This window comes from Gemmatimonas sp., assembly GCF_031426495.1.
In the GTDB taxonomy this organism is placed as follows: domain Bacteria; phylum Gemmatimonadota; class Gemmatimonadetes; order Gemmatimonadales; family Gemmatimonadaceae; genus Gemmatimonas.
In genome coordinates, this window is record NZ_JANPLK010000080.1 from 170,423 (window position 1) to 184,504 (window position 14,082).

At 66.6% G+C, this 14,082-nt stretch carries 17 protein-coding genes; 6 read left to right on the plus strand and 11 right to left on the minus strand.

Annotated elements, in window-relative coordinates; translation table 11 throughout:
• Positions 1–15: 15 nt before the first annotated feature.
• The 10 genes from RMP10_RS20680 to hisG all read right to left on the minus strand — a co-directional run bounded on the left by RMP10_RS20680 (position 16) and on the right by hisG (position 7,668).
• Positions 16–192: a DUF1328 domain-containing protein gene (locus RMP10_RS20680; protein WP_309669595.1), complete on the minus strand. Its 177-nt coding sequence runs from the start codon at positions 190–192 to the stop codon at positions 16–18.
• A gap of 84 nt (positions 193–276) precedes the next feature.
• Positions 277–903 (minus strand): bifunctional phosphoribosyl-AMP cyclohydrolase/phosphoribosyl-ATP diphosphatase HisIE, encoded by a 627-nt coding sequence (gene hisIE / locus RMP10_RS20685; protein ID WP_310571980.1) that lies wholly within the window; start codon positions 901–903, stop codon positions 277–279.
• Positions 900–1,718: a histidinol-phosphatase gene (gene hisN / locus RMP10_RS20690; RefSeq protein ID WP_310571981.1), complete on the minus strand. Its 819-nt coding sequence runs from the start codon at positions 1,716–1,718 to the stop codon at positions 900–902. The genes hisIE and hisN overlap by 4 nt, the downstream gene beginning before the upstream one ends.
• Positions 1,715–2,494, minus strand: coding sequence for an imidazole glycerol phosphate synthase subunit HisF (hisF, locus tag RMP10_RS20695; RefSeq protein ID WP_310571982.1), 780 nt, complete (start codon positions 2,492–2,494; stop codon positions 1,715–1,717). The genes hisN and hisF overlap by 4 nt, the downstream gene beginning before the upstream one ends.
• Before the next feature lie 4 nt (positions 2,495–2,498).
• Complete coding sequence (locus tag RMP10_RS20700; RefSeq protein WP_310571983.1) at positions 2,499–3,041, minus strand: imidazoleglycerol-phosphate dehydratase; 543 nt, start codon at positions 3,039–3,041, stop codon at positions 2,499–2,501.
• Positions 3,038–3,751, minus strand: coding sequence for a 1-(5-phosphoribosyl)-5-[(5-phosphoribosylamino)methylideneamino]imidazole-4-carboxamide isomerase (gene hisA / locus RMP10_RS20705; RefSeq protein ID WP_310571984.1), 714 nt, complete (start codon positions 3,749–3,751; stop codon positions 3,038–3,040). Before hisA ends, RMP10_RS20700 begins: the two co-directional genes overlap by 4 nt.
• A complete protein-coding gene (gene hisH, locus RMP10_RS20710; RefSeq protein ID WP_310571985.1) occupies positions 3,748–4,380 on the minus strand; it encodes an imidazole glycerol phosphate synthase subunit HisH in 633 nt (210 codons plus the stop codon). Before hisH ends, hisA begins: the two co-directional genes overlap by 4 nt.
• Positions 4,377–5,462 carry a histidinol-phosphate transaminase gene (locus RMP10_RS20715; protein ID WP_310571986.1) on the minus strand — a complete coding sequence of 362 codons (1,086 nt, stop codon included), beginning with the start codon at positions 5,460–5,462 and terminating at the stop codon, positions 4,377–4,379. The genes hisH and RMP10_RS20715 overlap by 4 nt, the downstream gene beginning before the upstream one ends.
• The gene (gene hisD, locus RMP10_RS20720) at positions 5,459–6,793 is read right to left on the minus strand and encodes a histidinol dehydrogenase (protein ID WP_310571987.1); all 1,335 of its coding nucleotides are present in this window, start codon (positions 6,791–6,793) and stop codon (positions 5,459–5,461) included. The genes RMP10_RS20715 and hisD overlap by 4 nt, the downstream gene beginning before the upstream one ends.
• Complete coding sequence (gene hisG, locus RMP10_RS20725) at positions 6,790–7,668, minus strand: ATP phosphoribosyltransferase (RefSeq protein ID WP_309669586.1); 879 nt, start codon at positions 7,666–7,668, stop codon at positions 6,790–6,792. The genes hisD and hisG overlap by 4 nt, the downstream gene beginning before the upstream one ends.
• Before the next feature lie 357 nt (positions 7,669–8,025).
• On the opposite strand from hisG, the gene RMP10_RS20730 reads away from it, so the two are divergent.
• The 5 genes from RMP10_RS20730 (at position 8,026) to RMP10_RS20750 (ending at position 12,208) form a co-directional block, all read left to right on the plus strand.
• The gene (locus RMP10_RS20730) at positions 8,026–8,529 is read left to right on the plus strand and encodes a plastocyanin/azurin family copper-binding protein (RefSeq protein ID WP_310571988.1); all 504 of its coding nucleotides are present in this window, start codon (positions 8,026–8,028) and stop codon (positions 8,527–8,529) included.
• A gap of 78 nt (positions 8,530–8,607) precedes the next feature.
• Positions 8,608–10,422, plus strand: a complete 1,815-nt coding sequence (locus RMP10_RS20735; RefSeq protein WP_310571989.1) for a hypothetical protein — start codon at positions 8,608–8,610, stop codon at positions 10,420–10,422.
• 75 nt (positions 10,423–10,497) lie between these two features.
• Positions 10,498–10,932, plus strand: a complete 435-nt coding sequence (locus tag RMP10_RS20740; RefSeq protein ID WP_310571990.1) for a hypothetical protein — start codon at positions 10,498–10,500, stop codon at positions 10,930–10,932.
• A gap of 150 nt (positions 10,933–11,082) precedes the next feature.
• Positions 11,083–11,592, plus strand: coding sequence for a GAF domain-containing protein (locus RMP10_RS20745; RefSeq protein WP_310571991.1), 510 nt, complete (start codon positions 11,083–11,085; stop codon positions 11,590–11,592).
• Positions 11,593–11,611: 19 nt separating this feature from the next.
• The gene (locus RMP10_RS20750; RefSeq protein ID WP_310571992.1) at positions 11,612–12,208 is read left to right on the plus strand and encodes an HD domain-containing protein; all 597 of its coding nucleotides are present in this window, start codon (positions 11,612–11,614) and stop codon (positions 12,206–12,208) included.
• 3 nt (positions 12,209–12,211) lie between these two features.
• On the opposite strand, the gene ispG is transcribed toward RMP10_RS20750, so the two are convergent.
• Positions 12,212–13,453, minus strand: coding sequence for a flavodoxin-dependent (E)-4-hydroxy-3-methylbut-2-enyl-diphosphate synthase (ispG, locus tag RMP10_RS20755; RefSeq protein WP_310571993.1), 1,242 nt, complete (start codon positions 13,451–13,453; stop codon positions 12,212–12,214).
• 121 nt (positions 13,454–13,574) lie between these two features.
• Between ispG and RMP10_RS20760 the strand changes: the two genes are divergently transcribed.
• Positions 13,575–14,036, plus strand: coding sequence for a hypothetical protein (locus RMP10_RS20760; RefSeq protein ID WP_310571994.1), 462 nt, complete (start codon positions 13,575–13,577; stop codon positions 14,034–14,036).
• The last annotated feature ends 46 nt before the right edge of the window (positions 14,037–14,082 follow it).

Here is a 14,082-nt window from a genome sequence, read left to right on the forward strand (position 1 = left end):
TCCGGCGCGAAGGTGTCAGCGCGCGGACCGCCGTCCGGAGATCAATCCCATCACCAGCGTCCCCACGAACAACGCGACGAAGATCACGACGAGCATCTTCGCAGCGGTGACGGAAACGGTAGCGATACCGCTGAATCCAAATCCAGCAGCGATCAGTGCAACGATCAGGAACCCGAGTGCCCAGCGTAGCATGGCATCATCCAGACGGATGCGGTCGGTGCCACCCCGAATGGGTCGCCGCCGCCGCACCCGCCATCATTGCATGCGCCGTGCCGCTTACTTTGCCCGGGACGAAAGGACGGCGCGCACACCGTCGAGCGAGCCACCCACCGCTCGCAGTGCCACCAGGGCGTGATACAGCAGGTCCGCGGTCTCCTCCGTCGCCCGCTCGACGTCACCGTCCACGCAGGCCGTTGCCAACTCGACGGCTTCTTCACCGAGCTTCTTCAACCGCAGGTTGCGATCGCCGAGCAGTCGCTGCGTGTAGCTCGTGGACGTGCCGTCGGTCGTCTGCAGGCGCGACGTGATGGTGGCATCGAGCGTCGCGAATATGTCGGCCTGCAGCGCCGCCTCGCTAAAGCATGAGGTCGTTCCGTTGTGGCAGGCTGGACCGTCCGGCACAACGCGGGCGAGCACCGCGTCGGCATCACAATCGGCCGTGAGCGACACCACGCGCTGGACGTTGCCGCTCGTGCCACCCTTGTGCCATAAGCCACGCGAGCGCGACCGGTAGTGCATCTCCCCAGTGCGCAGCGTGTACTCGAGCGCCTCGCGATCCGCATGCGCCACCATCAACACGGCGCCGTTCGCCACATCCTGCGTGACGACGGTCACGAGACCACCGCTCTTCGTGAAGTCGAGCTGGTCGAGGTCGAAGACGACGGCGCGCACGGGTTCACTCATACCGATGCTCCAGCAGCAGGATCAAAAGGGTCGACCAGATACGGCCGGATTGTGTCGCCCAGGGCGGCGTTGGTGGCGATCACATCGCCACCAAACGCGGTATCGCGACCGCGCCAGTCGGTGAAGCGGCCGCCCGCTTCCGTGATCAGCGGATACATCGCGGCGGCGTCCCACGGGTTGACGATATCGTCGATCATCGCTTCAGCGCGGCCGGTGGCCACCAGCAGGTAGCCGTAACAGTCGCCCCAGGTACGCGCCACCGCGGCTTCCGACGACAGCGCGTGCCACTTCGCGCGCCGGTGCGGGCGCTCCAGAAATCGATCATCGGTGATCAGCGTGGTCGCGCTATGCAAGTTCGCCACGCGCGATACCGAGGCGCGCGATCCGTTCCACCAGCAGCCTTCACCGAGCGCAGCGGCAACGGTTTCCCGCACGGCGGGATAACAGGCGGCGCCGGCGATCACGGTGTCACCCTCGCAGCAGGCCACGAGCGTGCCCCACAGCGGCACCCCGCGCACAAACGCCTTTGTCCCATCGATGGGATCGAGAATCCAGCGCCGTGGTGCGTCACCGCGCTCGTCGTCGAGCTCCTCGCCGAACACGCCATCGTGCGGAAAGCGCTGCGCCAGCCACGCCCGCGCGGCACGCTCCGCTTCGCGATCGGCGATGGTCACGGGCGAGCCATCGCCCTTGATCTCGACGTTCACATCGGTGCGATACCACTGCATCGCAATCGCCGCGGCGTACTCCGCCACTTCGGCCGCCGCCTGCAGCAGCACCGCTGGACTTTCGGCATGCGTCGTGACGTGCGTCATGCGGCCACGCCGCTGCTAGTCACACGCACGGGCAGTCCCGCCTCGCGCATCACCTGCTTCAGGGCCTGTACGGTGGTGACGCCATCGTGCAGGATGCCCGCCACCAACACCGCATCGGCACGGCCCTGCACGATCCCATCCACCAGATGCTGCGCAACGCCGGCGCCGCCCGACGCGATCACCGGCACGTGCACGGCGTCGGCTACGGCGCGCGTGATGGAGAGGTCGTATCCCGTCCGTGCACCGTCGCGGTCGATGGAGGTCAGCAGAATCTCGCCGGCGCCGCGCGCGACGCATTCCTGCGCCCACGCCACCGCCTCGAGCGGCGTCTCTTCGCGGCCGCCCTTCACCCACACCTTGTACACGCCGTTGGCGTCGCGCTTGGCATCGATGCTGGCCACCACGCACTGTGCCCCGAAGCGGTCGGCCGCTTCCGTGAGCAGCTCCGGCCGCGTCACGATGGCGGAGTTCACCGACACCTTGTCGGCGCCGGCTCGCAGCGCACGCGCCACATCGTCCGACGTCCGGACGCCGCCGCCGATGGTGAGCGGAATGAACAGCCGTTCGGCCGTGCGTCGCGCCACATCGAGCAGGGTCGCCCGCTCTTCGGCGCTGGCGGAGATGTCGAGGAACGTGATCTCATCGGCGCCCTCGCGCTCGTAGCGCTCCGACAGCGCGACCGGATCACCGACATCACGCAGCCCTTCGAACTGCACGCCCTTTACCACCCGAGCGCCTTTCACATCAAGGCACACGATCACCCGTCGCGTCAGCATACAATCACGAGTCCGTGATCTCGAGACGCACGCTGCCCTTCGTGCTGAACACCGCGCCGGTTTCCACCAGCGCCTCGCGCAGCGCAAAGCCCAGCCCCTTGATGGCCGCTTCAATGATGTGGTGCTTGTCGAAGCCCCGAATCACGCGCACATGCAGGGTCGCCTTCGCGTTGTCGGCGAATGAGCGCAGGAAGTGTTCGTACAGATTCGACGGCAGCCTGCCCTCGTAGTAGGGACGTCCGCCGATATCGAGCACCACCTGCACGAGGGCGTCGTCCATCGGCACCGTGCGCTCGCCATAGCGCGCGCAGCCGGCCGGTGCGAAGGCGGCGACCGCCTGACCGAGCGTGATGGCCACATCTTCGATGAGGTGATGCCGCATGTCGCCGGTGGCCTGCACATCGAGATCCACGCCTGCATAGCGTGCGAATGCCACCAGCATGTGATCGAGAAAGACATCACCGGTGGACACGGTGGCGACACCGGTGCCGGCAGTGATAGCCAAGCGGATCTGGGTTTCCTTCGATTCGCGAATCACAACGGTCATGCGCCGAACTCCTCTGCGAGACGGCGCGCATCGAGCGCGCCCGTGTAAAGCGCCATGCCGAGCACCGCGCCGGACAGGCCGCGGTGTTCGAGCGCACGCATATCGTCCAACGACGTCACACCACCCGAGGCGAATACCGGCCACTGGCTCGCCTCGGCCACGTCTTCCATGAGCGGAAGATCAGTACCTGCCATCTTGCCTTCGAGATGCACGGCAGTGACCAGCACCCCCGCCAGCGGAAGCTGGGCAAGCTCGGACACGAAGTCGATCACGTCGATTTGTGAAGTCTCCGCCCAGCCGCGCGTGACCACGTTCCGCTCGCGCACATCGGCCGCGATGATCAGGCGGCCGGGAAACGTGTCGGCCATCTCGCGGCGCCAGTCTTCGTCTTCAATGGCACGCGTGCCCACCACCACCCACGACGCGCCTTCCTCGAGCAAGCGCTCGATCCGCGCTTCGTCGCGTACGCCACCACCGACCTGAATGGGCACCGTGGCGTCGCGCAGGATCTCACGGATGACTTCGTGATTCTGACCACGGCCGGTGGCCGCATCGAGATCGACGATATGCAACCGCGTGAAGCCGATGCGCACCCATTCGGCCGCCACGGCACCGGGATCATCGAGACGCACCCGCTCGTCGTCGTAGTCTCCACCGACGAGCTGCACGCATTTGCCACCACGCAGGTCCACCGCGGGCACAGCGATCATGACGCACTCCTGAGGGAAGCGGCGAACTGCAGAAACGCACGCACGAACGCCACGCCGGGAGCACTCGACTTTTCCGGATGGAACTGCGTGCCGATGATGTTGCCGCGTCGAACCGACGCGGGGAAGCGGTCGCCGTCATGTTCGCTCCACGCGCTCATAAACGGCACAGACTCGACGGTCGGCCGACAGACGAAACTGTTGGCGTAGTACGCGACGTCGAGCCCCGATGCCACGAGCAGCGGGTCGGTGACGTCTTCAAGGCGATTCCAGCCGATCTGGGGAATCTGCGCGGCCACCAGCTTCGTGACCTGTCCGTCCACGACACCCAGACCTTGGCCGGGCCCCTCGTCGCTGCCGTCGAACAGCAGCTGCATGCCCAGGCAAATGCCGAGCGCGGGCAGTCCGGCCAGCAAGGCCTCGCGCATGACCTCACGCCCGGGCGCAAGCCGTGCGGCGGCCGGCGCGAACGCACCCACACCCGGCAGGATCAACGCGTCGGTGTCACGCACCGCGAGCACGGGGTCGGTTTCCACGTGCACCACCGCGCCGCCCGCTTCGATCGCCTTCACCAGCGAGTGCAGATTGCCGGCGCCGTAATCGAAGACGGTGACGCGTAAGGCCTGGGTCATGTCGTCCTCCGTGCGGCCATCACCTCATCGAACGCGACGAGAAAACGCTCAAGCAGCGGCCATGGTCCGACGCTGATACGCAACGTGTCGCCGACGTGCGGCAGTCCCGGAAACGGACGCACGGCCACGCCGCGCTCACGCAGCGCCAGCCCTACGTTTACGCAGTCGGCCACCGGCACGCACACGAAGTTCGCGTGCGACGCGAGCGGTGCGAATCCGCGCGTGCGGAGCGCATCGGCCAGTCGCTCGCGCAGTGTAACCGCCAGCGCGATGTGCTCATTCACCCACGGCATATCGTGCTGCAATGCCGCGAGGGCCGTGAGTTCCGCCATCGCGTTCAGCTTGTACGGCCCGCGCGACTTCTCCACTTCCATGACCAGCGACGGCTGCCCGATGGCGTAGCCGATGCGCAGCCCGGCCAGTCCGAACGCCTTCGACATCGTACGGATCACCAACAGGCGATCGAATTGCCGCACCAGATCGACCGACGATACACCCGCGAATTCGGCATAGGCTTCATCGAGAAACACCACGCCGGGCGCTTCGCGCAGTACACGCTCAATGGTGTCGCGGGCCAGCAGCGCACCGGTGGGATTGTTGGGAGAGCAAAGATACAGCAGCTTCGGCGTGGTGGCGAGCAACGCATCGATGTCGGGCTGATGCGATGGCAACTCCACGCAGCCAGCGTAGTCGAGCGCGTTCATGCGTGCGAAAATCGGAATCATGGCAAACGACGGTTCCGGCCCGGCCACGAGATCGCCCGGTTCACCGAACGCGCGCATGGCGCTGTCGAGAATATCATCGGAGCCGCAGCCGGTGACGATCATGTCCGCCGAGACACCAACGAAGGCCGCGAGCGCTTGCTTGAGCTCCGCCGCGTACAGTGTGGGATAGCGCGTGATGCGCGACACCGGCAATTCGCGCCACGTGTGCTCGGCCACCGGTGGTACGCCCCACAAATTGGTGTTGTCGGTGAGATCGAGATCCACCGGGACGCGCTTCGGATCGTACAGCGGCACGGCCTCGTACGCCGCGCGCGCCACGGCCAGTCGCTGCGTGTTGTCCGTCATCGGTGCGGTCATGCGTTCACGCCCCATGCGCGCGCCGCGGCGGCGTGCGCCGGCAATCCTTCGGCGTCGGCAAAAATGCCCACGTCGCGCGACAGGCGGTCGGCCGCGGCGGGCGAGACTTCCTGCCACGTGGTCCACCGCACGAAGTCGAGGGTGGAAAGACCGGAGTAGCTGCGACCTGCGCCAGCCGTTGGCAGCACGTGGTTGGCGCCGGTCATGTAATCACCGAAGGCCACCGAACTCGATTCCCCCACGAAGATCGTGCCGGCGCTGCGCAGCGCCGCCAGCGTATCGGCACGCACCGACGCTTCGACCACCAGCAGCAGGTGTTCCGCCGCCCATTCATTGGCGAAGGCGACGCCATCGGCCATCGATGCCACTGACACGATTGCGCCACGCGCGGAGAGCGACTCGCGCACGATCTGCGCTCGCGGAGCCTGCGCGATCTGGGCGAGCGTCTCGGCTTCCAGCGCGTCGGACAGCACCGACGCCTGATCCGGCGTGCCGACCAGCACGGCAATCACGGCCGCGTCGGGGTCATGCTCGGCTTGCGCCATCAGTTCGCGGGCCAGCGCCGACGGGTTGGCGGTATGGTCGGCCAGGATCAGCAGTTCACTCGGGCCGGCCGGCGAGTCGATCGCCACGTCGGCCACCAGCTGCAGCTTGGCTTCGGCCACGAAGGCGTTGCCGGGACCCATAATGCGGTCCACGCGTGGCACTGTCGCGGTGCCGATCGCCATCGCAGCGATGGCCCCAGCGCCGCCCAGCGCGAACACCCGATCCACTCCAGCCAGTGCGGCCGCGGCCAGCACCACGGCGGACGGCAATCCATCGGGGCCCGGCGGCGAGCAGACGATCACGTCGCCCACCCCTGCTACCCGGGCCGGGATCGCGCCCATCAGGAGCGAGCTCGGATAGGCAGCGCGTCCGCCCGGTGCATAAATCCCCACGCGACCGAGCGGGTCGGGACGCCGACCCACACGGATACCGGGTTCGGGAGAGCATTCGGTCGCCGTCGGGCGGAAGGCCTCGTGCACGGCGGCGATATTGCGGGCCGATCGCTCCAGCACCCGGCGCAGCTCGGGGTCCAGCGACGCCAGCGCCGCATCCCACGCCGCGCGCGGCACCTCGATCGCGGGTAGCTCGACCCGGTCAAAATCCCGCGCGAAGGCGAGGAGCGCGGCATCGCCCTCCTCCCGGACGCGCGAGATGATCGCGGTCGTTCGGCTCCGAACGGTCGTGTCGGTCGTCGAGGAGCGGTCCACGATTGCCCGGCGCGCCGTGGCGTCGAGCTCGGCAAGCGGTCCGCGTGCGCGCAGCGCAAGCGCAGTGGCAGCGGTCACGGCACGAGCCTTTCGATGCGGGTCACGAGAATACCTTCACCGCCAAGGGCGCGGAGCTGGGAGATGGTGCGGTAAATCGTATCCGCGCTGACCACCGCGTGCACGGCCACGTACTTCCCGTGATCGGCAATCTCGATGACCGTCGGACCGTTGAGCCCGGGAAGCACGGCGCGGACCTCATCGAGGGCGGCGCGAGGCACGTTGGCCATGAGATAACGCTGGCCGCGGGCCCGGATCACCGACCCGAGCGCGGTGACGAGGTCGTTCAGTTCTTGGACGCGCGACGGATCGCCATTGCGGGGGCCGTTGACGGCGGTGACGAGGTGGGCGCTCGACTGCATGACCGTCTCGATCTCCCGCAGCCCGTTCATTTTGAGCGTCGAGCCGGTCGACGTGAGATCCACGACGATGTCGGCAATGCCCAAGTGGGGAGCGATTTCGGCGGCCCCGGACACCGGCACGACTTCCACCGGGCGGCCGCGCGACTCGAAGAAGGTGCGCGTGATGCGGGGGAAGACCGTGGCGACGCGGGCCGCCTTGCCGTCGGCGCCGATGTCCTCGATGGCGCGAATGCCCGAGTCGTCCTTGGCGGCCACCACGAGGCGGCAGCGGCCGAAGCCGAGGTCAAGGTGGGAGCGCAGGTCCCGTCCCGACTCATTGACCAGGTCCATGCCGGTCACGCCGACATCGGCGGCGCCGTCGGCGACGAACTCCGGAATGTCCTGGGCGCGCACGAAGATGGCTTCGAACTCTCCCCCCAAGGAAGCCGTGAGGGCGCGCTCTCCCGACGAGCGGACCTCGAGACCAGCGTCGTTGAACAACTCACGGGTGTCTTCACTCAGGCGCCCTTTGTTGGGCAGCGCGATTCGTAGCATGACGGTCTGGGAAAGGAGAGCAGGACGGGAAAAAACAAACGGCCCGTCCGGAAGGGACGGGCCGAGGATCGCTTGGGTGCTGCGGGATCAGCGAGCTGTGCTGGTCACCGTGGCATACACGAAGCGCCCCGACCCGTATGGCCGTGGCTGCAATGCGCATGATGGTGGCGGATGCTCTGCATGATTGAGAGGAGCGTAGTGGGACACGGAACGCCCGTCAAGGAGGAAAACCCCGACGGCCCTTGGCGCGGCGGGGGCTTGTGAATAACTTCACAATGCTCGTAGGGCCCTACGCGCACAGGACTCGTCCTGTAGAAAGGTAAAAATTTTCGATCAGGCTCTAGGAGGCCTCTCGACATGCGGTTTCTCGGTTTTGCAGTAGTGACGGGCGCAGCGATCGTGCTGGGCGCGTGCGGTGGAGACAAGGCGGCCACGACGGATTCGGCGGCGGCTCCGGCTGGTGACACGACGGCCATGGCTCCGGCTGCGGCTCCGGCTGCGGCGGGCGCAATGGCCCCGATCACGGGCACGACGCACGAAGTGAAGATGATCGGCGACGGCGCTGGCTACCGTTTCGAGCCGGCCAACCTCACGATTGCCGCCGGCGACGGTGTCAAGTTCATCATGATCAGCGGTGGCCCGCACAACGTCGCGTTCGATCCGGCCGTGGTTCCGGCCGCCGCGAAGGCGCAGCTCTCGGCGAACATGCCGGAGCAGTCGGGTGAGCTCTCGGGCAAGATGATGCTGAACGCGGACGAGACCTACACGATCTCGTTCGGCGGCATGGCGGCTGGCGAGTATGCCTACAATTGCACGCCGCACCTTGCCATGAACATGAAGGGCGTGATCACGGTCAAGTAATTCGAACGGTCTCCGTTCGGCAGGAAACCGCGGGGGCTGGCGAACATCGCCAGCCCCCGCGTTCGTTTGTAGAGTCTCATGTCCATCCTTCCCACGCTGCCTCCTCCGGCGTCGGCTACCGCCGAACACGCCGCGCCCACGCCGCTCACCGCCACGCGGCCGCGCGCCGGTCAGCGCGCGCGTTGGCTGGCCGCCCGCACGCGCAATGCCGCACGCCATGGCCTGTTGATTGCTTCGATCGGCGCGCTAGTCGTGATCGCGGCGCTGCTGCTGTTCGTGCTGCTGCCACGTCAGGTCGATCGTGCCCTCGCGGCCCAGATTGCCGCGCTGCCGCCGACGCGCGATACGCTGGCGCTGCAGGTCGAACTGCTGGCTGCGCGTCGTGAACTGACCCGTCTCGAAACATCGATCGCGGCCGCGGCGATTGCGTCACGCGCCGATGCCACCGCGCCGCGCGCCCCCACGGCGTTCCCCGACACCGCGACCGTCGCCCCGGTCGTGATCGTGCGGGACAGCGCCACCGCAGACTTGCAGCGACAGCTGGTGCGTATTCGTCAGGCCCCACTGGTGGAGAGCTATCGGGCACTGGCGGACACCCGGCTGCTGCGCGATGACGCGCGCGCTCACGCCATGATCGACTCGATCGAACAGCTGCACGCTGAGCGCGAAGCGTACGCGGCGCTGAGTGGCCCCGACGCGCGATATGCCTCCATGACGGCGCGGCTCACGCCGCTCGGACAGCGCCTCACGCGCCTCGCCGAATCGACGTACGCCAGTGCGCTGGCCGCGTCATCCGCGACCGCATCCAATGCGCTGCCGAATGCGGCCGGCGTTGCCGTTGGCACCACCGTCGGCACCGCCGCGGACAGTGGACTGGCCGCCCCACTACTCGTCGTGCAGCGGCCAATGCCCGACAGTGCGCTCGAGCACGCACGTGCGGCCTCTGCGGACACCGTCGCGCGCACCGAACGGGCCTGGCGCGACGCCCAATCGCTGAACGCCGACCTGCAGGCGAAGCGGGATGCGCTCCGCGCGCGCATGCAACTCGACATTCCGCCCATGGCGATGCTGTTGGCGTCTCTGGTGCTCGGCTTGGTGCTTGGTTTCGCGTTCGTGTTATGGCGCGAGCTGCGTCGTCCCACGGTCGGTGACGCGCAGGAGCTCGAGGCGATCACGCGCACACGGGTGATCGTCCATCGCGAGATGGCCGCATCGGTCCGCGCTACGCGTGCGCGCCGCCGGGCGGATGACCAGTTGCCACCGGTCATGCAGCCCACCGACGAGGCGTGGCCGTTGCTGCATCTCACGCTCAGCAGCATCGGTGACGTATCGCGCCATGTCGAAGTGGTGGCTGACCAGCCGGTCTTGGCCGGGGCGGTGGCGCTCAATTTGTCGGCGGTCGCGGCCCATGAATCTCGGGCCACGGTGCTGGTGGACGCCGCCCAGCACCGCGGCGCGCTGATCGCTTTGCTCCCCGCGTCTGTGCTGACCATTGCGTCGTCCACGAGGGCAGCGAGTGCGGCGTCCGACACGTCGGGGCACGCGCGATGGGATGCGCCACGTTCGCTCGCGATCGGTCGCGATACGTTCATCGATATCGTGTTGCCGCGTCGCGTCCGTTCACAACACACGGGTCGTGAGGTCGGCGTGCCATCCGATTCGGCCTCGATGGTCGATGATCTGCAACGGGTGGCGAAGCATCATGATCTCGCGGTGTTCATCACCGACCACGATCTGGAGCAGCAGGTGCCGCCTGATACCGATGTCGTGCTCTGCGCGCGTCCCGGTGTCACCACGCTGGCCTGGTTGTCCCGCACCATGCGTCAGCTCGAGGATCGCGGGCGTCGCGTGCGCGCCGTGGTGCTCTGGTCGGCCGATCTCCCGCTGGCCTGAGGAATCGCGCCGCCGGCGTCCTGGCAACGGTGTGCGCCGTGGCGCGTTGTGTGGTCGTCGGCTAGTCTCCGAGGTATGTGGGCTGATACGCTGTTGTCACTCGAACGTGGTCACCTGATCCGCCTCGCGCTGTGGGCCGGCGCGTGTGTGTTGAGCGGGACGTCGCTGCTGGCGTGGTTGATGGTGCGTCGCACGACGGCGCCGCTGTTGCGGCATTTTGCGATGCAGACCGCGGCGTGGGGAGCGGTGAACCTCGCCATCGCCGCGTGGGCGTGGCGCGGATTGGCCTTTCGCGACTTCGCCGGCACGCAGAGGCTGTTGAACGTGCTCTGGCTGAACACCGGTCTGGACGTGGGGTATGCCGCCGTCGGTGTCACCCTGGCGCTGACCGCCTGGCGCTGGGGGCAGCGCCCCGGTGGCATCGGCGCCGGTTTTGGGGTCGTGGTGCAGGGCATTGCGCTCGCGTTACTTGATCTGCGGCTCATCTTGGCGATTGGGCCGCTGCGATAGGGAGTAGGGAGTAGGGAGTACGGGGTAGGGAAGGGGATGTCCTCAGCGATACTCCGTACACCTGACTCGTGAACATCGTACTCCGTACTCCGTACTCCGTACTCCTTACTCCTTACTCCTTACTCCCTACTCCGTACTCCCTACTTCCCCATGGAACCCGTCATCCCTGATCTTCGCGCGGAGCCGCGCATTAGCGCGTACGCGCAGCTGCTCGAGATGCAGTCGTTGCTGCTCGAGGGCAGCGACGACGCCATCGCTGGCATGGCGACCGTTAGCGCGCTGCTGCACCACGCATTCGGTCATCTGTGGACGGGATTCTACCGTGTGGTCGAGCCCGGGCGCCTGTTGCGCGTCGGCCCGTATCAGGGGTCGCTGGGATGTCAGGAAATCACGTTCGGGCGTGGCGTGTGCGGGACGGCGGCGGCCGAGCGTCGCACCGTCGTGGTGGCCGACGTGCATGATTTCCCGGGACACATCACCTGCGATCCGCGATCGCAGAGTGAGATCGTGGTGCCGGTGTTCGACGCATCGGGGGCATTGATGGCCGTGCTCGATATCGACTCGTCGGTTCCGGCCGCCTTCAGTGACGCCGATCGCGACGGGCTCGAGAAGCTGGTGGCTTGGTTTGCCCGCGCGACGTATGTTCCCCTTCCTGCCTGACACCTCAGTCGCCCCGTCGATGACCGGCTACTCCGATCGGATCAACCACGCCTTCGCCTTCGCGGCGAAGCACCACGATCAGCAGGTCCGCAAAGGCACGCGGCTCCCGTATCTCACGCATCCCGCCAATGTCGCGGTGATTCTCACCCGATACGGGTGCGGTGAGGACACGGTGGTCGCCGGCATCCTGCACGATGTCGTGGGCGATTGTGTCCGCGACGGCTGGACGCGCGAAACGCTCGACGAGCGCATCGGCACCAAGTTCGGCAACAGCATGCTCGAGATGCTGCTGTCCGTGACGGAGCGTCGCATCGATGACGATGGCGTCGAACTCTCGTCGGACGATCGCAAGGACGATTACCTCGAGCGGCTCTCACTCGCGAGTGAAGACGCGTTGTGGGTCTGCGCCGCCGACAAGGTGCACCACGCGAATTCGATTCTCTCGGATCTGCGCCGCACATCCTTTCCGGAAACGGTGTGGGGACGGTTTGCCGCCGGCCGCGAAGGCACCGTGCGCCAGTATGTGCGCGTGAGCGAACGACTGCGCGCGATCGGCTTCAACGCACCGATCGTCGACGAACTCGCGCACGCCGCCGCGGAGCTGGGCCGGATTTAGTCGCTACACGCCAGCCGTCGCGCCGTAGCTCGTCTCGACGTAGTTCTCGAGGATCACCAGAAACTCCTCGACGATCTTGTCGCCCTTGAGGGTCGTGAACAGCTTGCCGTCCACGTACACCGGCGCCTTCGGTTCTTCGAACGTGCCCGGTAACGAGATGCCGATGTTTGCGTGCTTGGATTCACCCGGCCCGTTCACGACGCATCCCATCACGGCGACTTTCATCTCGACCACGCCCGGACGCGACTCGCGCCACACCGGCATCTGTTCGCGCAGATAACCCTGAATGTCTTCCGCCATGTGCTGGAAGAACGTGCTGGTGGTGCGGCCGCAGCCTGGGCACGCCGTCACCTGCGGCGCGAAGGAGCGCAGGCCCAGCGACTGCAGAATCTGCTGCGCCACGAACACTTCTTCGCGACGATCGCCATTCGGTTTCGGCGTGAGTGACACGCGAATCGTGTCGCCGATGCCTTCGCTGAGCAGGATGGCCAGTGCCGCACTGGAAGCCACAATCCCCTTGGCGCCCATGCCTGCTTCGGTGAGCCCCAGATGCAGCGGATAGTCGCAGCGCCTGGCGAGTCGACGGTAGCACTCCACCAGATCGGGTACGACGGAAATCTTCGCGCTCACGATGATCTTGTCGTGACCGAGACCCACTTCTTCGGCCAGCGCGGCGGAGCGCAGCGCACTCTCGAGCATGGCGTCCATGTACACGTCCTTCGCGTCGCGCGGCTCGGCCGACTTCGCGTTGGCGTCCATCATGTCGGTGAGCAGGTTCTGGTCGAGCGATCCCCAGTTCACCCCGATGCGTACCGGCTTGTCGTGATCGATCGCCGCCTGCACGATGGTCGTGAAATTGGTGTCGCGGTGCTTCGTGCCCACGTTGCCCGGATTGATCCGGTACTTGTCGAGCGCGGCGGCGCACTGCGGATACTTCGTGAGCAGCAGGTGCCCGTTGTAGTGGAAGTCTCCGATGAGCGGGACATCCAACCCGCGATCTTCCAGCCGCTGCCGGATCTCGGGCACGGCTTGTGCTGCTTCGTCGTTGTTGACGGTGATGCGCACTTTCTGCGACCCGGCCTCGAACAGCGCCGCGACCTGATCGGCCGTACCGGCGGCGTCAGCCGTATCGGTGTTCGTCATCGACTGCACCACGATCGGTGCCGAGGAGCCGACAGAGACACCGCGCACCTTGGTGGTGACGGTAGGACGACGAGTGCTAAAGCCGTGAACGGAAGACACCATTGAACCCGGTTGAGAGTGGCAGCCGTAAGGTAGCGCGGGCAGGGACTCCTCCCCAAGTTCCCCCGCGGGCCAGTTGTCTCTCAGATTGGCCCGTCGTTGCACTCACAACCCCGTCGCCGCCGTGTCCGATCCCATTCCGCCGTCCGAGTCATCCGAAGGCGCCTCCGAGAGCCTGTCGGCCACCCCTGCGCCCAAGCCCCGACAGTCCTTCCTGCGCCGGCACTGGCTGGCGGTGGGTGTCTTGGGCGTCTTCGGCCTTCCGGCCCTTGGGATTGCCCTCTGGGCCACAATCGCACTCAGCTGGAGCTACTCCAGTGGCAAGCGGGCCGGCTACGTCCAGAAGATGTCCCGGAAGGGCTACGTCTGTAAAACCTGGGAGGGCACCCTCTATACCGACATCGCCCGCGGTTTCCGGTCGGACAGTTTCTCGTTCACGGTGCGCAGCGATTCGCTCGCTCATGTGATCGAGACGCTCAGCGGCAAGAGAGTTGCAGTGGACTACGATCAGCACATCTATGTGCCGACGTCCTGCTTTGGCGATACCGAGTACTTCGTGACCGGCGTGAGCGTGCTGCCGGAGTAAGTCGAAGGGCGGCTCCGGGGCGGGCGGGTCCTTTACCGCAGCCCGG